Genomic DNA, 21,665 nt, shown 5'->3' with positions numbered 1-21,665 from the left:
TATCAATCCTCGTGGGATTTTTGAATGTACATCTTCTCGTAGTACTCTTTTACCATCCTCTCTGCCGAGAACTTTTCAAGTGTAGATTCAATGCTATTTTGCATCATCTTTACCCATCTGTCTCTGTTTTTGTAGTATGTTGGTATTACCTCGTTTTGCATGACATTAACTAAACTCTTAAGGTCGTGGCTATCTTGTTCTTTTTCGTCTTTTGACTCAAACCCATCGCCAATCTGCCATCCGTTTATCCCGTGCTGGCACGCCTCAGGCCACCATCCATCTAAGGTGGAGACGTTCAAAACACCGTTCATTGCAGCTTTCATTCCCGAGGTTCCGCACGCCTCTAAAGGTCTTCGCGGGTTGTTCAGCCAGATATCGCATCCGCGGGTTAGCATCTTGCCAATTTCCATGTCATAGTCTTCCAAGAACACAACCTTGCCGGGATACTTTTTGGACATTGCAATGATATTGTTGACAATCTCTTTTCCGGTGTCATCAAGTGGGTGGCTTTTACCTGCAAAGATTATCTGAAGATCGTTTTTGAACATCTTGTCAGCCGCTTCTTTGTCTCTGAAAATGAGGTCGCTTCGCTTATACGGTGCTGCCCTTCTTGCGAAGCCTATTGTTAAAACATCCTCTCTTAATTTAATACCCGTTCTTTTTTCAACAAAATCCAAAAGCTCACGTTTTATTTGAGTATGTGTTTGCCAGAGCTTTTCTGGATCATGCCTACTCTCTAATATTCTTCTGTCTGCCCATGTTCCAACATGAACACCGTTTGTGATACCAATTATTCTGCTTCTTCTATCAACCTGAGCCCACATAGCATTTGCTGTTATTCTGTGCAGGTCAGACACAGCATTTGAAATGCGAGCAAGTCTTAGCGCTGCAACTGTCATGTTAAAAGGAGCACCGCCAATATAAACAAGCTGCTCTTCTGTAAGATTCAAGTTTGCTCCCATGTACATAAGAAGTCTTAAAGGATGTGTTTCATTTCCTGCTTCAACAGGTGTATGTGTTGTAAACACAATCTTTTCTCTTGCTTTAGATAGTGCCTGTTCAAATGAAAGACCTTCTTCCTCCATGTAATACCTTACAAGCTCAAGTCCAGCAAATACAGCATGACCTTCGTTGAAATGATACACATCAACCTTGATACCAAGCTCTTTTAAAGCTCTCACACCGCCTATTCCTAAAACCATCTCTTGAGCAACTCTTTCTTCACCAAACCAGCCATACAGCTGTCCTGTAATCCATCTGTCTGCATTTTCAGGAAGGTCAGTGTCAAGAAGGTAAAGGTCTGCGTTTTCGAAATTATCAACCTTCCATACCTTGCAGTATACATCTCTGTTTCTTATTCTTACCTTTACCTTCACGCCTGTGTCCTTTAAAAAGTTGTACCTGTAGATAGGAAAAGCGTCAATCACACCATATTCCTCTGTAACAATCTGCTTGTTGTACCCTTGCTTCCACAGTATTCCAACACCTACAACAGGGTATCCAAGGTCTTTTGCAGCTTTTAAATAGTCGCCTGCCAGAATACCAAGCCCACCTGCATAGATTTTGAAGTTAGAATCAAGACCGAACTCCATGCTAAAATACGCAACTGTAGGAAGTTTCTTCATCGCATCAAATCCTCCTTTGTAAAAGATTTTTTGTAGTCAGACCAAATTCCAAATTAACCCTTGACAGCACCTGCTGCAAGACCGCTCTGAATCTGTTTTTGAAGCGCCATGTATATAATCACAATTGGCAGTGACGCCAATATTGATGCTGCTGAGAACATAGGCCAGTTAGCTGAAAACTGGTTGTTTATAAAGTTTCTAAGTCCAATTGGCACAGTAGCATTTTCAGGCGACTGCAGAACCAAACTTGAGAGCAAAAACTCGTTGAACACACCGTTAAAACTCCAGATAAACATCACAGCAAGCATTGGAGCGGTAAGTGGCAGGATAATCTTTCTGAAAATCAGAAAATGTCCTGCACCGTCAATTATTGCCGCCTCATCAATCTCGTATGGTATCTGGTCCATGTTTCCTTTCAAAAGCCAGATGTTAAACGCAGAACCGCCTGCCAGTACCAGAATGAGTGCAAAAAGATTGTCAAGAAGATTGAACTTTGCCAGAAGACCATAAATCGCAGGCATTGCCATAAATGTTGGAAACATCTGCAGAATTAAAAGTGTTTTGAGTCCGTTTTTCCTTCCAACAAAGTTTATCCTTGAAAATGCATATGCTGCGGGAGCTGTCATGAAAATCTGCAAGAATGCAACTCCAAAACACACAATCAAGCTATTTTTGACCCACATCACAAAGTCAGGCAGTGTCTGAGAAGGACTGCTCTTTTTCCTAAAAAGTTCTATATAGTTCTCAAACGTAATCTCTTTTGGGAAAAACGACGACTGGAAGAACGCCCCACCTTTTGATAGCGACGCAACTATGATAAACCATGTAGGAAGCAGTGAAAGTATTATCGCAATCCAAATAATCACTCTTGATATCCACAAGGCAATAGCATCCTGCTTTGTCATATACTCTCTTCCAACCATTATCTTTCACCACCCTCAAATGCTCTTGTCAGCTTCATGTTGATAAGCGAAATTGTTCCCACAATGAAGAAGATTATGATTGACATCGCAGAGGCAAGGTCGTACCTGTAAAACTGCATTGTAAGCTTGTATGTTGTTGAGACAAGAAGGTCTGTGTGCCCTGCAAACTGAGTGTCAAGCCTTGCAGGTCCACCGCCTGTCACAAGGTATACAACATTGAAGTTGTTGAAAGCATATGCAAACGATGAAATCAAAATTGGAAGCGCTGTTGGTACAATCATTGGTATTGTAATTTTAAAAAGCTTTGTAAACCAGCCGGCCCCGTCTATCTCGGCAACCTCATAAAGCTCTGGCGGAATTGACTGAAGAGCACCAAGCGACGCATTCATCATAAACGGGTACGAAAGCCAGAGGTTAACAATAAATATGCTTATCTTTGCCCAAAACGGGTCTGTCATCCAAGGTATTGGATCAAGGTGGAAAGTTTTTAAAAGCATATTTATAGCCCCATACTCTTCATTCAAAAGCCCCTGCCACGCTAAAGAAGCAATAGTTCCGGGAATAGCCCATGGGATTATTAAAATTGACCTGTAAATATTTGTTTCTTTCATAAATTTGTTGTTAAGAAGCACAGCAAGCAAAAGCCCCACTGCAAAATTGATAAGAACTGTAACAAGTGCAAATGTAAATGTCCATGCAAATGTTGGCGCAAATACCTCTTTGAAAGGTCCTGTTATGATATCAACAAAGTTCTTAAATCCTACAAATTTGTAGTCTTCCATGTGGTTGAGATTAAAATTTGTAAATGCATAATACACCGTCATGGCAATGGGGAAGAAAGACAGCACTGCCATGGATATCAAAGCCGGCGCAAGATATACATAACCTATTGGCTCGCGCTTTTTCATAATCTTTTTCCTCCTTTGAAATAGAATGTGCAATCGTTTGCTCTTGAAAATATTATATAATTATCTTTCTTGCGTGTCAACATTTTTTTAGCCTTTTCTATAAGAATTTATTTAACAATCACAATTTCACAGCTCTCGGGACTTAGCTCAACCTCAATATAGCATGAATGATTTTTAATTTTCTGCTGCGTGCTGAAAAATTCAATCTCTCTGTCAACAATAAACTCTGACCAAAGTCGTACTTTTTGCAAAGATTTGCGTGGATTAAAAAGAATATACACAACTTCACTTTCACTTTTTCTTTCAAAGCAAAGTACATCATCAATTGAAAACTCTCTTACATTGTCGCTATTTAGAGCTGAAGATGTTTTTTTGAGGTCAATTAATCTTCTGTACAGGTTAAAAATCTCTCTGTCATGCTTTTCTTCTTCCCATATCATCCCCCTTCTGCAGTCGGGGTCATGTCCACCTTCCATTCCAATCTCATCACCATAGTAAATCATAGGAATTCCCTGATAAGTAAGGTTATACACTGCAGCAAGCATTGCAAGTTTTTTGTTTCCAAGTCTTGTTAAAACCCTTTCTGTGTCGTGGCTGCCAATGAGGTTCAGCTGGCACGAAAAAAGTACAGGATTAAATTTCAGTCTGTAATCTGCCAAAATTCTTGATGCATCCTCTGCATTATATTTACCCATCAAATACCTTGCAAAAACCTCCCACGAAAAGTAGTTCATCACCCCGTCAAACATGTCTCCCATCAAAAAGTTTTCGCTTCTGTGCATAACCTCACCAATTAAAAGAATGTCTTTTTTTATGGCTTTTAGCTCTCTTCTTATCCTTCTTATAAAGTTTTTGTCAAGCTCGTTAGCAACGTCAAACCTAAAGCCGTCAACGTCAAACTCCAAAAGCCAGTACTTTAAAACCTCCAAAAAGAAGTCCTGAACCTCTTTGTTTGAAGTATTTATTCTTGGCATGCTTTTTACATTTATTGCAAAAGTCTCATAGTTTCCTTTTTGGATATCTACAGGTAAAGACTTTATATTATACCAACTGTAATATTTTGAATTTTCTCCATTTTTTATAACATCCTGAAAAGCAAAAAATCCAACGCCTGTGTGGTTAAAAACCATGTCAAGTATTATTCGGATGCCATTTTCGTGAAGGCTGTCAACAAGTTCTTTGAACTCCTCTTTTGTACCCAAAAGCGGGTCAACGTCAAAGTAGTCGTCCACATTGTAGCGGTGGCTAGAAAGTGATTTAAAAATTGGTGTAAGATAAATGGCATTTATTCCAAGAGCTTTAAAATACTCTATTTTTTCTTTTATGCCTGCAAAATCACCACCAAGAAAAACTTCAGAACCTGGTACATCCCAGCTGCAGTAATCCCAATCAAATAGCTTCTTGCTGTGCACTTCTTTTTTGCCTCTTTTGAACCTGTCAGGAAATATCTCATAGACAACCAAACCTTCTGCGAAAGACGGCTTTTCAAAGATATCTGCCTCATTCGCATAAGGAAACTGGAAAGCATCAAAATACAGGTTTTCTTCCTGCTCAGCAAGTCCGAACTGATTAAATATCTTAAAACTTCCATCTAAAAGCTCAATCAAAAACTTGTACGCAAACCTTGGCGTTTTGTTTTGCACATGCGCTGTATATACCTCAAAACTTCCAACGTTCATGTAAAAGTCCATCTTCACTTTCTGGACATCCAAATCATACCTGTCTGAGAATATCAAAGTGACGCTTCTAACCAACCCTTTTTGCACCCACAGTCTTACATAGAACTTGTTTCTGCTCAGAGCAAAAATGTCATGAACTTGATTGTGAATAACCTGCAAACTGTGCACTCTCCTTCTGAAATATTTTTTGAAATACAACATTGAAATTTATTTTATCACTTTTCTATCTATAATGCAAATGTTTGCACAAGATTTTTTTTGAGGACACTTTCAAGCTTTTCAAGAGGTCAAATTTGGGTATTTTCAAATCAATCAAATAATTGTAAAATGAAATAGAACAAAAAATCAAAACAACACAATATCATGACAATACATTTTAAAGAAAGGTGGAAAAAAAATGCAGGATATAAGAAGCATCAAATCACAGATATGCAGGATTGGAAGAATCATGTACGAAAGAGGTTATATAAGCGGACCTGACGGAAATATCTCTGTAAGAGTCGACCAGGATAAGATCATCACAACACCGTCGGGTGTGTCGAAAGGTTTTTTGAATGAAGACATGCTGGTTTTAATTGACATGGAAGGTAAAATTCTTGAAAAGTCAAATTACAAGCCATCGTCTGAGATAAAGATGCACCTTAAAGTTTATCAAGAAAGAGAGGACATAGGTGCCTGTGTTCATGCACACTCACCTTATGCAACCACATTTGCAGTTTTAAGAAAGCCTCTTGACAAGCCAATTTTAGCAGAGTCAGTCTTCATCTTTGGCGGGTATATCCCTGTTGCGCCGTTTGCGACACCTTCAACAGTTGAGGTGCCCCAGTCAATCGCACCTTATGTAAAAGACTACGATGCTGTGCTTCTTTCAAACCATGGCGTTTTGACATACGACAAGGACTTGGAGATGGCATTTTACAAGCTTGAGATTGTTGAGTTTTGGGCAAAGATTTTATTTCTATCAAGCCAGATAGGCACACCGCAAGTTTTGAGCCCTGAGGAAATTCAAAAGGTTTTGGATTTGAGAAAAGGTAAGTGAATTCAAAATAAATAGAAAGGAGACCAAAAATGCTTGATTTAGAAAAACTCAAAAACCCAGATAATTTTTACAGGTGCGCACCTTTCTGGAGCTGGAATGACAATTTAAAAGAGGAAGAGCTTTTGCGCCAGATAACTGAAATGCACCAAAAAGGTTATGGTGGTTTTTTCATGCACTCAAGGGTTGGGCTTGTGACAGAGTATCTTTCTGAAGAGTGGCTAAATCTCATCAAAAAATGTATAGAGCATGCAAAAAAGCTAAACATGCTTGCGTGGCTTTATGATGAAGACAAGTGGCCGTCTGGTTTTGCAGGCGGTGCTGTGGCTTTTAAAAATCCTTCATACAGGCACAAGTTTTTAGTACTTTTGAAAGAGGACCATGTAGAACAAGATGATGAGGTTTTATCAAGCTTTGTGCATGGAGGTGTAAAGTACATTGTTGCAAAGCGCACAATGAAGCTTGGCGACAAGTGGTTCAACGGAAGCTGTTATGTTGACCTTCTTTCAAAAGAGGTAACTCAGGAGTTCATAAACCTCACACATGAGAGATACAAAAGCTATTGCCAAGAGTATTTTGGCGATGCAATGCCGGGAATATTCACCGATGAGCCAACATATTTAAGAGTCCACTACAAAGATATCCCTACTTTGCCATGGACAGAAAAGCTGCCAGAAAGGTTTTTGCAGAAAAAAGGGTATGACATAAAAGAGCATTTTGAGGAGCTCTTCTTCAATGTGGGCAATTACCACAAGGTGAGGTTTGACTTTTTTGATATTGCGCTTGAAATGTTCATAGAAAACTTTACCATTCCTTATGCAAAGTGGTGCGAAGAAAATGGTATCATGATGACAGGACACTACATGGCAGAAGATACAATGCGTGGCCAGATTGAATGGATAGGCGCTGCAATGCCCCATTACGAGTATATGCAGCTTCCTGGAGTTGATAAGCTTGCAAGACATTTAGAGCAGGTAGTTACAATGAAACAGGTATCATCGGTTGCAGAGCAGCTTGACAAAAAAGGAGTACTGTGCGAAACCTTTGGAACAACAGGTCAGCATGTGAGTTTTCTTCACAGAAAATGGATATCAGACTGGCAGGCAGTGCTTGGCGTAACATATATAAACCCACATCTTAGCCTGTATTCCATGAGAGGTGAGAGAAAAAGAGACTATCCACCAAACCTTTTTTACCAGCAGCCATGGTGGGAAGATGAAAAGTTCTTTGCAGACTATCTTGCAAGAATTTCGTACATAGCAGGGCTTGGCAAAAGAGATGTTGATGTGCTTGTTCTCCACCCGATATCATCTGCCTGGGCAGAGTATTCTAAGTTTGATGACAGCGTGGACAAGCTGGATATTCTGCTTGATAAGACGGTAAAAGATCTCATAGCAAACAAGATTGACTTTCACTTTGGCGATGAGATAATCCTATCAAAGTATGCACAAGTTGAAAATGGCAAAATTAAAGTTGGTAGTTATAGCTACAAAGTAGTTGTCTTGCCGCCTCTTACAAATTTAAGGAAGACAACTCTTAAGCTTTTGGAAGACTTTGTAAATACCGGTGGCAAGGTAGTTGCATTGAAAGATTTTTTGTTCTCAAGATTTGAACTTTGCATGATAGACGGCAGAAAGTGTGAAATTCCTTTAAAAGAGAAATTTATAAGTGCTGCCGATTTGAATGAACTTGTGAACATCTTAAAAGAAGAAGTTTCAAACTACATTGAAGTGATTGATAAAAAGACAGGTCAAAACGCTAAAAAAATCATACTTCAGAGCAGAAAGCTAAATGATGGAAACAGAATAATATTTTTGGCAAACACAGACCTTCAAAGAGAAGCAGAAATCACAATAAAAATCCCTACCGACAACAACGTTTTCGCAGCAGACCTTGTAGATTTTGGTGTGTTCAAGATTCCAACAATAAGAAGGGAAAAAGGCTGTGCTGTGATTGATGCAACAATGTATCCTGCATCAAGCCTGTGTCTTTTGGTGTCTGACAAGGAGCTTTCGCAGAATACAAAAAATCTAATCTCAGGCGTTGTATTTGACAATAGTTTTGAATACAAAACAGGCAGCTGTGAGTTTGACATAGCGCTTAAAAACTACAATACACTAATACTTGACAGAATAAAATATGAAGTTGATGGAAAGGTAATTTTTGAAGATTGTTATGTTTCTCAGGTTTGGCACAAGCATTTTTATAATCTCCCGGAAGGAACACCTTTCAAAGCCACATACTATTTTGAGGTTGAAAAAGTGCCGTCAAAACTTTTTGTGGCAATAGAGTGTGCAGAGAATCTTGACAGAATCCTTGTGAACGGTCAGCCTGTCAAATTTGAAAGAAAAACCGAAAGTTTTTCACCCGACCAAAACTTTTTGGATGTGAACATTAGCAAGATTGATATCACCTCTTTTGTCAAAGAAGGCAAAAATGAAATAGTACTCAGTGGCAGAAAGTCAAACAATATTACAGCCCCAGGCTGCCATGAGAGGGTAAAAGACCCAAAAAACCACAGACCAACTGAGGTAGAAGCCATTTATCTTGTAGGAAGCTTTTCTCTGATTTGCGTTGATGAGACAAAGTTTATCTTAACCGAGCCCAAAAAGCCATGTCATTTTGATATAACAAAAGACGGGTATCCTTTTTATGTTGGCTCTATGAGCTTAAAAAGCTCTTTTGAGATTACAAAAGAAAGTTCAAAAAGAGTTTATATAAAGCTCAATAACGTAAACGCATCAATTGCCAAAGTGTTTGTAAACGGCAAGAAAGCATGCACTCTCTTTTCCCAGCCGTTTTTGGCTGACATAACAGAGCATGTAAATGAGGGCAAAAATGAGCTTGAGATAGTCCTGACAAACACACTTTTTAACCTCATAGAAGCAAACCACAAAGCAGACGTGTTTGAGGAGCTGTACAGACGTCCGCAGAGCTTTATTGATTTTGAAAACTTCACATCACGCTATATGCTCTTGCCATTTGGCCTTGGAAGTTATAGTATATTAACATCTGATGTTTAAAAAGGGGGCCGGTTTAAAAATGGAAATTTTGAACGAAATATCACAGCTCATTCAAAAAGGAAACGCAAAACTTGCACCTGAAAAGGTAAAAGAAGCTTTATCTTCCGGAATCTCTGCTGAGACAATCTTAAACGATGCACTTATCCAGGCAATGTCGGTTGTGGGTGAGAAGTTCAAAAACAATGAGATTTACGTGCCAGAGGTGTTGATTGCAGCACGTGCAATGAAAGCTGCGCTGGAAGTACTAAAACCAATCCTGACAGAGACAGGTGTAAAGCCAATCGGTAAGGTTGTGATTGGCACTGTAAAAGGCGATTTGCACGACATTGGCAAAAACCTGGTCGCTATGATGATGACAGGTGCAGGGCTGGAAGTAATCGACCTTGGGGTGGATGTTGCGCCCGAGAAGTTCTGTGAGGCTGTAAAAACCCACAACCCACAGGTTGTTGCAATGTCAGCACTGCTTACAACAACTATGCCAAACATGAAAACAACAATTGAAAAGCTACAAGAGCAAGGTTTGCGCGATAAGGTAAAGGTGATAGTTGGTGGTGCACCTGTGACAGAGAGCTTTGCAAAGAGCATCGGAGCTGACGGGTATGCACCTGATGCGGCATCTGCTGCAGAGCTTGCAAAAAAGTTTGTCCAGGGTGTTGCCTGAAAATTTGAAATACTTTCAAATGGCCGCGGGCAGTCTTGCCTGTGGCTTTTCATTTTTTATATACTCATCCTTACTATCATGGCTGCGATGATTAAAACCAGAAAATCTACAGCTATCGCTACCGGTATCAGATACCTTGTCTTTTTTACATTGGTTGCTGCAAGGTATGTGGTGATGACGTAAAAGAGTGTCTCTGTTGATGCGCATATTATAGAAGAATATATGCCTATGTCAGAGTCAACACCGTACTTTTCGAAGATGTCTCGCAGCACTGCAAAGCTGCTACTGCCAGAAAACGGTTTTATGATAATAAGACCAAGCGCTTCTTTGTATATCCCAAAAAAGCTCAATACAGGAGACAAGAACTTTTGCAGGATATCCAGAACCCCTGTCTTTGTGAAAAGCTCAACAGCCACAATCAGTGCAAAAACGTTTGGGAATATCTTTATTGAAATCCTAAGTCCATCTTTCACACCTTCTACAAAGCTTTTGAAGACATCTATCTTTTTTGCGGCTGCAAACAGGATTATCACGAGTAAAAAAGAGACTATCAGATAACCTGAGATATTTTTCATTGCTTCCACACCTTTGACAAAACCTTGCACAGGATTATTCCCACAAAAAGACTTGCCATTGAAACAAAAAGTGTGGGAAAGGTGATGGCTGCTGGAGCTGATGATGAAAATTTGGTTCTCAGAAGTATCACAGTTGTTGGAATTAGCTGAATTGAACAGGTGTTTATCAGCACAAACAAAATCATGTCGTCAGAGGCTGTAGAATTTTTGGCTTCTTTTGAAAGCTCTTGCATGGCAAGTATACCTGCCGGTGTTGCAGCATTACCAAGCCCAAGCATGTTAGCAACAACATTTAAAAGCATAAAATTTAGCGCCCTTTCGTTTTTTGTTTCAAATAAAGCTCCAAAAATGGGTTTCAAAAGTTTTTTGAAAATATCAACAAGGTTGCTATCCTGCACAACTCTCAAAAATCCTGACCAGAGCATTATTGAAAGCAGTATGGTCAAGAAGATATCAGCTGCTTTTTGAGGTGCCGAAAACAGAATTTCTGTAATTTTTTCTACATTCCCAAAAAGAAGCTGGTACAAAATAGCAGATACAATTGCAACAAGCCAGAATATATTCATTTTTTGAGCCTCTCTAAAGTTTTGTCACTATATAATTTATACTTGAGCTTGCTCTGTAATATAACAAAAAAGCACTCTGCCAAAGAATACAAAAGGCGCTTTTAGCAGAGTGCAAACTTTTAAAAAGCAAATCCTCATTAAAATTTACAATTTACAAACACAAAACCTCCCTTAATAGCTCCATATCAAGAAGAGACGTCTGAGGCGCTGTGCTCTCAACATCAACAAATCTCCCCTCTTGGATTGAAGTGTAGATCGCCCACAGAATTTCCAGCACATGATAAGAAAGCCTGCCCGATGCCCTAAGAGGTGTTGAGAGCTTTATTGAAAGTGCCATGTCAAGTATCCCAAGCCCGCGCAGGTTGTCGTAATTGAACAGATTGATGGTCGGCATCTTTGTAAATTCCTTATCTTCGTGTCTTTTTAAGTATACACTGCCAAGGTCAAAAAAGTTAGGATCCGGAACAATCAATGTACCTTCTGTCCCATAAATCTCTATCCCGCGCAGGTTTGTGGCCGGCACATCGTAAGACACAGTGACACTTCCTATAACACCTGTGTCAAAAAGAAGGTTTGCAGTCACATATGTTGGCATCTCAACCTCAATCTTTTCTCCCCTGTGAGGCTCAGAAGTTATAAGCCTTTCTTTGTATGTTATCATGCCCATACCAGATACTTTTTTGACAGATCCAAGTAAAAACACAAGAGCTGTTAAACAATAAGGCCCGACGTCAAAAAGCGGTCCTAAGTATTTTTTGAAAATAAAATGTGGATTTGGATGCCATTTTTCAGGTCCACCGTAGAGAATAAAACAGTTTGCAGCAAAAGGTCTTCCTATCCATCCATCTTCAATGAGCTTTTTTGCTGTCTGAATGTTCGCACCAAGGAATGTATCAGGCGCACATCCAACTTTAAGGTTTTTCTTTTCTGCTAACTCCAGAATTTCTTTTGCCTCCTTAAGCGTTGAGCAAAGAGGCTTTTCGCTGTAAAGATGCTTTCCACTCTCCAAAACCCTTTTGTTTATCTCATAGTGGTGCTGAGGCGGGGTGAGGTTTACAATGATGTCCACATCAAGGTCATACACTTTGTCTGGTTCTACCGCCTGCGGCACAGAAAACTCTGAGGCTATGCTCTTTGCCTTTTCTGCGTCCACATCTGCGCACGCAACAACGTCAAATATCCCAAACCTTTTGAGATTTTTAAGGTAAACTGGCGCAATGTTGCCACAGCCAAGCACCGCAACTTTTATTTTGTTCACCTTTTTCATCTCCTTATATTTTAAAAAATTTATCTGCATTATTATAACATAAATCGATTTCTCCCTTAATCCCAAAGATTATTAGGCCCCAGAAACAAGAAAATCTTTATATCTGTATATCATGCTAAAATTGCTATATTCTTGATTTATTTCAACCATATTTTAAAATGAATATATCCACCCACTATAAACGTCTCAAGTTTTATATCCAAAATCTTGCAGAGTTCTTTCACGATAGACAGCCCCAGCCCAAAACCTTTCTTGCTTGATTTGTATCTTTCAAATAGAAAAATGAGTTCCTCTTCTTTGAGGTCTGTCTTATTGTAGATATCCACATACTCCCTCTCAGCCTCAATATATACCTTTTTATCTTTTGTATTTTCAATGGCATTTTGCAGAAGGTTGTTTATTATTCTTCTAAATGAATTTAAGTCAGTCTTTATCTTTGGTGAATTTAAGCTTTTGATAATAATCTCAACGTCTTCAAGCTCAGCAAGTTTTTTGAGCTGTTCGCATGCTTCCTTGATTATCAAGTTCACATCAACTTCCTCAATCTTTTTCTCAATTATCCCCGCTGAAATCTTTGAAAGCTCAACCATATTAGAAATTAGGTTTTGCATATAATCACATTGTTTTTCAATTCCATCCATATTCTGTTTAATCTTTTCTTTATCATCAATATCCAAATATTTTGTGCTCTCACAATAGCCTTTTATAACAGCAATTGGTGTTTTTAAATCATGAACAAAATTAGCAACAAATTCTCTCCTTACCCTCTCAAGAAGCCTCAACGAATTTTTTAGGCTATTGATAGACCTTGCAAGGTCTCCAACCTCATCTGTTGAGCTGTCTTTAAGTTCAAAGTCCTCGCCTTTAGCAATCTTTTGCGTAGCTATTGAAATCTTTATTATACGCTTTGATATATGCCGTGAAATCAAAAGTGACACTAAAAGCCCAATTAAAATAAAAATAATGCTAATTTTAATTAGATTTTTTGATATTATATTCAATGCATATCCATAATATGGTTTTGTAGTTATTGCAATAGAAGTAAAATCCCCTCTTTTCAACACGTATGCAATATATTCAACTTTAAGATGTGGATGAGAAAATTCATAAACTCCTGTCGAATTGAATACAGGCATAATCATGTGATACGGAAGATCCAATCCGCCTTCTTCAAGCACAATTGTGTTTCCTTGTAAAATAAGTATTTTCATCGCTGACAAATCGCCTTCCAATTTGTTTTCAAGCGCATCTTGGGAAAGTTTTTTTAAATCATCAATAATCATATCCTCTAAAAAATACTTAAGGTAAAGCATATTTGAGATGTATATGCTCAAAACCAGAAAAACTATTATTCCTATAAAGTTTAAAGCTATTTTAGTAAAAAGTTTCATCTTACTCTTACATCCTCTCAATTATTCTTTCTCTTCTGAAAGTTTATACCCCACACCCCAAACTGTCTTGATTAAAAACTTGTAGTCTTTTAGTTTTTCTCTCAATTGTTTTATATGAACGTCCACAGTTCGGGTCTCACCAATGAAATCAAAACCCCAAACCTTTTCAAGTATCTCATCTCTTGACTTTACCAAATCTTTGTTTTTAGCCAAGAAAAGCAAAAGCTCAAACTCTTTATGAGTGAGGTTCACATCCTCACCATCTACTATCACCTTAAACCTCTGGGGGAAAATCTCTACCTTGCCACCTAAAAGTTTTATACTTTCTTCAAAATTCCTGTTTCTCCTCAGAACAACCTTTACGCGTGCAATCAGCTCAAGCATAGAAAATGGTTTTGTGATATAGTCCTCTGCCCCAAGTTCAAAGCCTTTTAGTTTATCAAACTCTTCTGACTTTGAGGTCAAAATTATTGTTGGAATGCCTTTCTTGCTGGCTTCTTTCAATACCTCATACCCTTCCATGTCAGGCAGCATAATATCAAGAATTACCAAGTCAGTATCGTTCAACTTTTCCAATGCATCTTTTGCAGTGTATGAGTTTATAACATTGAATCCTTCGTTTTTAAGAAATCTTGTTATTATTTGATTCAAATCCTGCTGGTCTTCAACAACCAAGATATTTGCCATTTTTCACTCACCCTATTTTAATATTATATCTTTTTTAAATGGACTTTTTGCCAAGCTTAAAATTATTCTTTACAATTTCTTTACAATTTCTTTACACTTTGCTTATACCCATCTTACAAATAGAGTTTAACATATAAAATGTAAAACAAATAAGAGTTTATGGAGGTCGATAGAAATGAAAATCCTAAAATCAATTTTAGGCATTGGTTTAGTCTTAGCACTTGTCCTGACGTTTACATTTGTATTTGCGAAAGGACTTCAACCAGGTTCTGCTCAGAAGACAAAAAGTGCTGCAGCAGGATGGCAACAAAATACAGGTTATGGATATGGCTTTATGCCGCACACAAACATGCAAGAACTTGTTGCAAAAGCGCTGGGTCTTTCGGTTGATGAGCTTGTCCAAAAAATACAAAATGGTCAAACTATAAACGACATTTTAAAAGAAAAGAAATTAACAGTTGATGAGTTTAAAAAGAAGCTGTATGATTTAAGAGCTGCTGAAATTGACAAACTTTTGAAAGATGGAAAAATAACAAAAGATCAGGCTGAGTTTTTGAAGAAGCATTTTCAGGCAAACATTCAATACTGCATTGATAACATTTTAGATTGGTCAAACAACGGTTTTGGTGGAATGATGGGTTTTGGACATGGCGGCGGCATGATGGGTTTTGGACATGGCAACATGATGGGTGCTGGTTTTAGCGGTATGATGGGATACTAAATGAAAATATTTTTACCTGTCTGCAAAAGCAAAGCAGACAGGCTGTTTTTTTTAGCGCAAACTCTAAAAGTTCAATTCACCCTTTTAATATCTCCACCAAGATTTAAGATATTCTTTTCAATCTCAAAATACCCTCTGTCAATATGCTCAATATCCCTTATTTCAGTTGTGCCTTCTGACATAAGTCCTGCAATTACCAAGGAAGCTCCACCTCTTAAATCTTTTGATTTCACCTTCTGCCAACACAGTTGCAATCATGATATTCTCTGTTGCACCAACTGATGGAAAGTCAAGATATACCTTTTCACTTTTTAGTTATTTTTTGCCTTTGCCTCAATGTAACCCTGATTTAGTTTAATCTCTGCTCCAAGCTTTGTCAGCCCTTTGGTATGAATGTCATAAGGACTTTTGCTGTTAATTTTTGTTTATTGTCAAATTTGAAATTGTTTTATAATAAAAATATTGAAACTAAAAATCAAATGGGAATTATTCTCATTACCAACTTGTGAATTTATCATTTAATGCATGAATTCTTTGTACACATATCTTATCTTAATATTGATATTGCCAATGGCATTTGCCTTGAATCTGATAAATTTGCTATAGTATTTTGGTACCATTATTTTGATTTGTCCTGCTTCTAAAATCACTGATACGTCATCAATCCAATTTAAATTATCATTACTACATTCTAAAGTTAGTTGAGTCGGATTTGTTCCTTCATTTTTAGCAACTACTGTTCCATCCAAAATATAGCTTGTATCGTAGCTATTACTTATAACTTGTGTTGTCCCTATTAAAATAGCCTCCTGTTCTTTAATTTGAACAGTCTGATTAGATACTATAATATCAGGAATTTGTGGCATAGCATATTCAACCCTCAGTAGGGGTCTTAAATATCTAATTGGAAATCTAAACGATGTAAAAGCCATTAACGATTTTTTATCTTCATTCAAAAAAAGTATAATACCTTTGTTTTTTAAACTCCCATCTACCCATCTTACAACAATATCCTTAACATTAACTTCAGCTGTAATTTTGCTATTATCAATTGGTGCTTCAATAAAAAAACTCTCATAAGCCGGTATATTGTTATATGTTGTTTTGAAGCTAAAATAATCTAATAAAGCATGTATTTTTATTATTTTATCTTGGGTTGAATAAAAATCTTTTATTTTAAATAAAACCAGTTCAGCTTTTGTAATTGTACAACTTTCTGGTATACATGATGTGTCAAAAAACATAAGACTTCTAAAATTATGTTTACCGTCCCTTCCTATGAATATTATCCTCTTATCCACTTGGTTGTTCTGATTTTCATAGTTTGTAACCGATAATGCTAACTTTGCTCTAAGTATAATCTCTGGCATTGTTTTTTCCTCCTTTTTTTGTATTATATTTATTATATTAGAAATTCACGTATTATGTTAATTAAACATAACCTGATATTTTCCCAAAAAAAAGAGTAGCCATGAGCTACTCAGTAAATTCATTTTTATACATGAGCTTGGAAGTATATATCAAGAGTAGTTGGCAATAAAGATACTGTGCTTTTATAGCCCAAACGAATATAACGTAAAAATTTATTTGGAACTAAAACATCTTTATCTCCTGCAGGTAATGAAGCTAACAATAAAAGGTCTATAGTATCACCTGCATTAGTTGTTGGACTTATTTGAAGCACTATATCGGCTGCATTTGTTGTTCCAGTATTCTTTACATAGAACGAATACGTGCTATAATTTGATACATCAATAAAGTCAGTGTACTGGTAATCATCCCCAGTCGTAACATTCAACAATGATAATTCAAAAAATTTTCTCCCGTTATGATTGATATTAATATCCCCAGTTGCTGTTGTTGAAATCGCAGTATTTCCTGAATCGCTCAGACCATATATTAGAATGTTATCTTGGGTATTATTCAGATTGCGGATATCAAGGTCTGTTGCTTGAACTGATAATACCCCCGTTGAGCTTATCACTATTTTACCATCTGTATCAGTGAGAATGGGTTTATTTGTTGTGCCATCTGTTCCGTATATCTGTACACTATCCTGAGTATTGATCAAATTTCTAATATCTAAATCTGTAGCTGTAATTGTTCCTGTTATATTAACAGTATCTTCAACTGACTTTATGAATATCTTTCCGTCATTATTCACAGCAATTGGTGTACTTAAATCTGAGCCAAACATCTGTACCTTTAGTTCTTCAGGCTTATTGGTAAATACCGAATAATTAGGCATCCCAAAAACCTCCTTTAAAAATAAATATTTTTTGCATTATTAATATATTCTGATTGGTAGTTTAATGTGATTATTTTTTATTATTATGTATACCAAAAAGTAATTTATTTAAAAACAAAAACATTTTGCTTTTCATGGTATATTATGGTAAGATATTTAACAACTCTAAATATAGTGGCAAAAATTAATAAACGGTTTTAAACATATTAAAATTTTTAATAAAATATATTTGCCTGGCTTCTAAATTGTGCTATAATATTTATGGGTGATATAAATATGAAAGCAAAAGAAGTTTTGGAATTATTAAAAATCTCAAGACCAACTCTAACTAAATACGTAAAAGAAGGCAGAATAAGAGTAACAGTTATGCCAAATGGATTTTATGATTATAACGAAGAAGACGTATACAAAATTTTTATGAAAGGTGTTGAAAGAAAAACATATATTTATGCAAGGGTTTCAACTCCAAAACAAAAGAGGGATTTAGAAAATCAAATTGAACTGTTAAAACAGTTTTGCTTTAGTAATGGCTATAAAATACATGGAGTATTTTCTGACATAGCAAGTGGAATTAGCTTTGAAAAAAGAAATGAATTTTTTAAAATGCTTGACGATATTCTTGCAGGTAAGGTAGAGAGGGTTGTTATAGCCTATAAAGATAGGTTGAGCAGAGTGGGATTTGAATTGTTTAAACGCTTATTTAGAAAATTTAACACTGAAATAGTTGTTGTATCGGAAGTTGGAAGTGAGAAGCTTGATTCTCAGGAAATAATTGAAGAAATTATAAGTTTGCTACACTGTTATAGCATGAAATTCTACAGCAAAAGAAAAATTCAAAAAATAAGAAAGCTTTTAGAAAGTGAGGTGTTTGAAGATAATAGTCAAGAGGACAGAGCAAATACAGATAAACAAGAACCATGAATTATGGTCTTATTGTGATAAAGTGTGTTTTGCAGCAAAGAATTTATACAACTTTGCAAACTACACTGTAAGACAGGAATTTATACACAATGGCAGATGGATAAGATACAGAGAACTTGACAAAATGTTAAAAGAACATGAGACTTATAAGAGCCTGCCAGCTCAGACTTCACAGCAAGTGCTAAGACTTCTTGATAGGAACTGGAAGTCATTTTTTAAAGCTATAGAAGAATGGAGTAAAGATAAAAGCAAATTTTTAGGCAGACCTAAATTGCCAAAGTATAAGAAGAAAGACGGCAGGAGCATAGCTATTTTCACAAATCAGCAGTGCAGGATTAAAAATGGTTATTTGACTTTTCCGAAGACAGAATTAAAGCTAAAGACAAGAATAACAGATAAATTAAAAGAAGTCAGGATAATTCCAAAAGGAAGCATTTATGTAGTTGAAATAGTTTATGAAAAGGAAATAGGCAAGATACAAAGACCACCAAAGAAGATAGCAGGAATAGATTTAGGGCTTAATAACTTTGTAACTTTAGTAAATAACATAGGCATAAAGCCTATTGTTATTAATGGCAAAGTTATTAAGTCAATAAATCAGTATTACAACAAGAAAAGAGCACAGCTTATGAGTTATGTAGGCAATAGAGGCAGCAGCAGAAGAATAGAGAAGTTGACTTTAAAGAGGAACAACAAGCTTTTGGATTACATGCACAAAGCAAGCCGTTTTATAGTCAAATGGTGTAAACAATATAATATAGACACCCTTGTTGTTGGGTATAATCCGAATTGGAAGCAGGAGATAGAGCTTGGCAAAGTAAATAATCAAAATTTTGCTTCGATACCATTTTATCAGTTCGTAAATATGCTCAAGTATAAGTGTGAAGAAGAAGGAATTAACATAATAATTACAGAAGAGAGCTACACAAGTGGCTGCAGTTTTTTAGATGGAGAAGAAATCAATGAAATAAACTATAATCCACGTCGAAGAATAAAGAGAGGCTTATTTAGGAGCAACAAAGGGATATTAATAAATGCGGATGTGAACAGTGCGTATAATATTATAAGAAAAGTATTCCCCGAAGCATTTGCTAAGGGGATAGAGGGTGTGGGGTTACACCCAGTTAGGCTGAATATAGCCTAACAAAGAATAGTGTTTAGTAAAATTTTAAATAGTTTTTAGTATTTTAAACACTATTCATAACCTAGGCTTTGCAATAATTAGTTTTACAATATCAGATAGCAAGTTCTTTTCCTCAACTATCTCAAACCCGGCTTTTTTAACATTCTCCACTGTATTGCGATTTATATTAGCTCCATAAATGCCAACAACTAATGGGTTTAATATATCCATTATTTTGCCTATTGGCTCTTTTTTGCTTCGAACATGCTCAAGCATTACTAAAAGTCCATCGTCTTTTAAGACTCTGCGGATTTCTTTCAAACCTAAAATTGGATCTGGCACTGAACAAAATACACAGGCTGTCACAACTGTATCAAAAGAGTTATCAGCAAATTCTAAATTCTGAACATCCATAAGTTTTAAGTCTACTTGCAAATTTAATTTCACAGCCCTTTCTTTTGCTTTTTCCAGCATCTTGGGGCTAAAATCTATTGCAACTATCTCCCAATCTTGACTATAGTAAGGCATATTTTTACCTGTCCCAACACCTACTTCTAAAACCTTAGGTCCCTTGACAAAGCTAAATAATAACTTCCTCCACTGTGAAAACCATTTCTTCTCCATCATACTTTCAACTGCATCATAGTATTTAGCAGCTCTATCATATCTTCTCCTGATTATCTCTGTTTTGTTTTTCATATATTTTCTCCTTTCATTTCAATATGTTTATCATTCATTTTTAGACTTGTTTCAGCTCTCTCTATCGAAATTATTCTTTAAAATTATTCTACCACTTTACAAACACTTAAGTTCAATATTCCTTCAGCTAAAGGTGTAAATAAATTGCAAAGAATTTGTAAAGAATTTGTTAAGTCAATTGACTTTTAAATCACCTCTGATAAAATAATTTATATAATAATTCCGAGTAAATAAATAGGTTTACTTTAAATTTAATGAGAAAAACTGTCTCTTTAAAAATGTTCTTTTATCCTAAGTCAGAATGCAAAGGGGGAATGTTTTGATGACCAAGAAGACAAAAAGAATAATTGTGATTGCTGTACTTTTTGCATTTGTAGTATCTTCGCTGTATGCTCAAGTTATAATCTCACAACAGAAGAAACAAAGTAATACTCAGACTAAAACTACTTATCGGCAGGATTCAAAACAAAGTACAAGTTCCAAAAACAATTCTCCGGACCCTCTGATAATAAATAGTGAAGGCTTCATCACCATTGGAGTGAGGTATCTAAATCCTATAAAAGATGACAAAGATAACCTGGTGTTTGAGGTGTTTTTGGACAATCATCAGATTGATTTGTCTACACTCAATTTTAATGGGAAGGTATTGTTTAGCACGAGTGAAGGTATAAAAGTCAATAACGCAAAATGGTGGATTGAAGGTTCAGGCCATCATGTGATGGCATTTATCAAAATACCAAAAAAAATAAACGGTAAAAATCTTATTACCCCTAAAACCAAATATATCCAATTGGAGTTACAAAATATTGGAGGTGTCAAATTGAGAATTTATAGGTGGGACAAAAAGTTTTTAAATTAGGAGGATCCACGAAGTGGTTTATTTACTACCTTTTGCAGCAGGATTAACATCTTTTTTCTCACCCTGCATAATACCCATGATAAGTGTATATTTTTCACTAATCACAGGTGTATCAATTAGAGATTTGAAGGATATAGAGCTTCACAAAAAAATGAGGAAATTTATTCTCATAAATACTTTTATATTTGTATCTGCTTTTACACTTGTTTTTACAATTGCAGGGGCTTTAGGAGGAAGTATTGGCAGATGGTTAAGTGGTTACACCACGATAATGAATAAAATAGGTGGCGCAATAACCATAATAATGGGATTGAATCTGATTGGTCTGCTAAATCTAAATTTTTCTTTTTTGAATAAATATAGTGCAGATAACATCAAGACACCATCAAGATATTTTACTACTTTCTTAATAGGTCTGTTTTTTGCTATAGTATGTTCCCATTGCATTGGGCCAATTTTATATTCCATGCTGATATATACCACAACCACAAAAAGTGCCTCTGTAGGCATGACAATCATGTTCTTGTTTTCCTTAGGTCTTGCAATACCGTATTTGCTCGTTGGTTATTATCTACCCCACGCGATTAATGCTATAAAAAGGGCAAAGAAATTCCAAAATGCTATCTGTGCAGTTGCAGGAGCTACTCTCATTTTCCTTGGCATTGTGATGTTTTTAAACAAACTCCAAGACTTGACAGCAATTTTTAGCAGGCTACTACCTTATAAATTGCCGTTTGGAATGTAACAAATAAA

General features: G+C 36.3%; 21 protein-coding genes and 1 pseudogene. 8 read left to right on the top strand and 14 right to left on the bottom strand.

Annotated elements, in window-relative coordinates; translation table 11 throughout:
- Positions 1–2 precede the first annotated feature (2 nt).
- The 4 genes from glgP to CALHY_RS01355 form a co-directional block, all read right to left on the bottom strand.
- Positions 3–1,625: an alpha-glucan family phosphorylase gene (gene glgP, locus CALHY_RS01370; RefSeq protein ID WP_013402232.1), complete on the bottom strand. Its 1,623-nt coding sequence runs from the start codon at positions 1,623–1,625 to the stop codon at positions 3–5.
- Between the two features lie 53 nt (positions 1,626–1,678).
- A complete protein-coding gene (locus CALHY_RS01365) occupies positions 1,679–2,548 on the bottom strand; it encodes a sugar ABC transporter permease (RefSeq protein WP_013402231.1) in 870 nt (289 codons plus the stop codon).
- Positions 2,548–3,456 (bottom strand): carbohydrate ABC transporter permease, encoded by a 909-nt coding sequence (locus tag CALHY_RS01360; protein ID WP_013402230.1) that lies wholly within the window; start codon positions 3,454–3,456, stop codon positions 2,548–2,550. Before CALHY_RS01360 ends, CALHY_RS01365 begins: the two co-directional genes overlap by 1 nt.
- Positions 3,457–3,563: 107 nt before the next feature.
- The gene (locus tag CALHY_RS01355) at positions 3,564–5,294 is read right to left on the bottom strand and encodes a glycoside hydrolase family 13 protein (protein ID WP_013402229.1); all 1,731 of its coding nucleotides are present in this window, start codon (positions 5,292–5,294) and stop codon (positions 3,564–3,566) included.
- Positions 5,295–5,532: 238 nt separating this feature from the next.
- Between CALHY_RS01355 and CALHY_RS01350 the strand changes: the two genes are divergently transcribed.
- The 3 genes from CALHY_RS01350 to CALHY_RS01340 are packed head-to-tail and all read left to right on the top strand — an operon-like array spanning position 5,533 to position 9,855.
- The gene (locus CALHY_RS01350) at positions 5,533–6,174 is read left to right on the top strand and encodes a class II aldolase/adducin family protein (RefSeq protein WP_013402228.1); all 642 of its coding nucleotides are present in this window, start codon (positions 5,533–5,535) and stop codon (positions 6,172–6,174) included.
- Between the two features lie 29 nt (positions 6,175–6,203).
- Positions 6,204–9,194, top strand: coding sequence for an alpha-L-rhamnosidase (locus CALHY_RS01345; RefSeq protein ID WP_013402227.1), 2,991 nt, complete (start codon positions 6,204–6,206; stop codon positions 9,192–9,194).
- Positions 9,195–9,213: 19 nt separating this feature from the next.
- Positions 9,214–9,855, top strand: a complete 642-nt coding sequence (locus tag CALHY_RS01340) for a cobalamin B12-binding domain-containing protein (RefSeq protein WP_013402226.1) — start codon at positions 9,214–9,216, stop codon at positions 9,853–9,855.
- 56 nt (positions 9,856–9,911) lie between these two features.
- On the opposite strand, the gene CALHY_RS01335 is transcribed toward CALHY_RS01340, so the two are convergent.
- From CALHY_RS01335 to CALHY_RS01315, 5 genes are all read right to left on the bottom strand, one after another.
- On the bottom strand, positions 9,912–10,430 hold the full coding sequence (locus CALHY_RS01335; protein WP_013402225.1) for a nucleoside recognition domain-containing protein: 519 nt from the start codon (positions 10,428–10,430) through the stop codon (positions 9,912–9,914).
- Positions 10,427–10,996 carry a nucleoside recognition domain-containing protein gene (locus tag CALHY_RS01330; RefSeq protein ID WP_013402224.1) on the bottom strand — a complete coding sequence of 190 codons (570 nt, stop codon included), beginning with the start codon at positions 10,994–10,996 and terminating at the stop codon, positions 10,427–10,429. Before CALHY_RS01330 ends, CALHY_RS01335 begins: the two co-directional genes overlap by 4 nt.
- Before the next feature lie 151 nt (positions 10,997–11,147).
- Positions 11,148–12,254, bottom strand: a complete 1,107-nt coding sequence (locus CALHY_RS01325; RefSeq protein WP_013402223.1) for a Gfo/Idh/MocA family protein — start codon at positions 12,252–12,254, stop codon at positions 11,148–11,150.
- A 146-nt stretch (positions 12,255–12,400) separates the two neighbouring features.
- Complete coding sequence (locus CALHY_RS01320; RefSeq protein WP_013402222.1) at positions 12,401–13,654, bottom strand: HAMP domain-containing sensor histidine kinase; 1,254 nt, start codon at positions 13,652–13,654, stop codon at positions 12,401–12,403.
- A gap of 21 nt (positions 13,655–13,675) precedes the next feature.
- The gene (locus tag CALHY_RS01315) at positions 13,676–14,341 is read right to left on the bottom strand and encodes a response regulator transcription factor (RefSeq protein WP_013402221.1); all 666 of its coding nucleotides are present in this window, start codon (positions 14,339–14,341) and stop codon (positions 13,676–13,678) included.
- Positions 14,342–14,516: 175 nt separating this feature from the next.
- Between CALHY_RS01315 and CALHY_RS01310 the strand changes: the two genes are divergently transcribed.
- A complete protein-coding gene (locus tag CALHY_RS01310; RefSeq protein WP_013402220.1) occupies positions 14,517–15,062 on the top strand; it encodes a DUF2680 domain-containing protein in 546 nt (181 codons plus the stop codon).
- Positions 15,063–15,133: 71 nt separating this feature from the next.
- Here CALHY_RS01310 and CALHY_RS13535 read toward each other — a convergent pair whose 3' ends face one another.
- The 4 genes and pseudogenes from CALHY_RS13535 to CALHY_RS01300 form a co-directional block, all read right to left on the bottom strand.
- Positions 15,134–15,244, bottom strand: a complete 111-nt coding sequence (locus CALHY_RS13535; RefSeq protein ID WP_408605143.1) for a hypothetical protein — start codon at positions 15,242–15,244, stop codon at positions 15,134–15,136.
- A 46-nt stretch (positions 15,245–15,290) separates the two neighbouring features.
- Positions 15,291–15,466, bottom strand: a pseudogene (locus CALHY_RS14105) (UDP-N-acetylglucosamine 1-carboxyvinyltransferase); the annotation flags it as partial.
- 114 nt (positions 15,467–15,580) lie between these two features.
- Positions 15,581–16,432: a DNRLRE domain-containing protein gene (locus CALHY_RS01305; protein WP_013402219.1), complete on the bottom strand. Its 852-nt coding sequence runs from the start codon at positions 16,430–16,432 to the stop codon at positions 15,581–15,583.
- A gap of 125 nt (positions 16,433–16,557) precedes the next feature.
- Positions 16,558–17,310 carry a DUF6385 domain-containing protein gene (locus CALHY_RS01300; protein WP_013402218.1) on the bottom strand — a complete coding sequence of 251 codons (753 nt, stop codon included), beginning with the start codon at positions 17,308–17,310 and terminating at the stop codon, positions 16,558–16,560.
- A gap of 276 nt (positions 17,311–17,586) precedes the next feature.
- Here CALHY_RS01300 and CALHY_RS01295 point away from each other — a divergent pair, with 276 nt between their 5' ends.
- Positions 17,587–18,231, top strand: coding sequence for an IS607 family transposase (locus CALHY_RS01295; protein WP_013402217.1), 645 nt, complete (start codon positions 17,587–17,589; stop codon positions 18,229–18,231).
- A complete protein-coding gene (locus tag CALHY_RS01290) occupies positions 18,179–19,375 on the top strand; it encodes an RNA-guided endonuclease InsQ/TnpB family protein (protein WP_013402216.1) in 1,197 nt (398 codons plus the stop codon). The genes CALHY_RS01295 and CALHY_RS01290 overlap by 53 nt, the downstream gene beginning before the upstream one ends.
- A 54-nt stretch (positions 19,376–19,429) precedes the next feature.
- Here CALHY_RS01290 and CALHY_RS01285 read toward each other — a convergent pair whose 3' ends face one another.
- Entirely contained in the window at positions 19,430–20,053 is a 624-nt protein-coding gene (locus tag CALHY_RS01285; protein ID WP_013402215.1) for a class I SAM-dependent methyltransferase, read from the bottom strand.
- A 322-nt stretch (positions 20,054–20,375) separates the two neighbouring features.
- Between CALHY_RS01285 and CALHY_RS01280 the strand changes: the two genes are divergently transcribed.
- Positions 20,376–20,912, top strand: a complete 537-nt coding sequence (locus tag CALHY_RS01280; RefSeq protein WP_013402214.1) for a hypothetical protein — start codon at positions 20,376–20,378, stop codon at positions 20,910–20,912.
- A gap of 13 nt (positions 20,913–20,925) precedes the next feature.
- A complete protein-coding gene (locus tag CALHY_RS01275; protein ID WP_013402213.1) occupies positions 20,926–21,657 on the top strand; it encodes a cytochrome c biogenesis CcdA family protein in 732 nt (243 codons plus the stop codon).
- The last annotated feature ends 8 nt before the right edge of the window (positions 21,658–21,665 follow it).

This window comes from Caldicellulosiruptor hydrothermalis 108, from assembly GCF_000166355.1.
In the GTDB taxonomy this organism is placed as follows: Bacteria; Bacillota; Thermoanaerobacteria; order Caldicellulosiruptorales; family Caldicellulosiruptoraceae; genus Caldicellulosiruptor; species Caldicellulosiruptor hydrothermalis.
The sequence above is the reverse complement of the archived record's forward strand: the minus strand, read 5'-3'. Positions and strand labels throughout refer to the sequence as shown.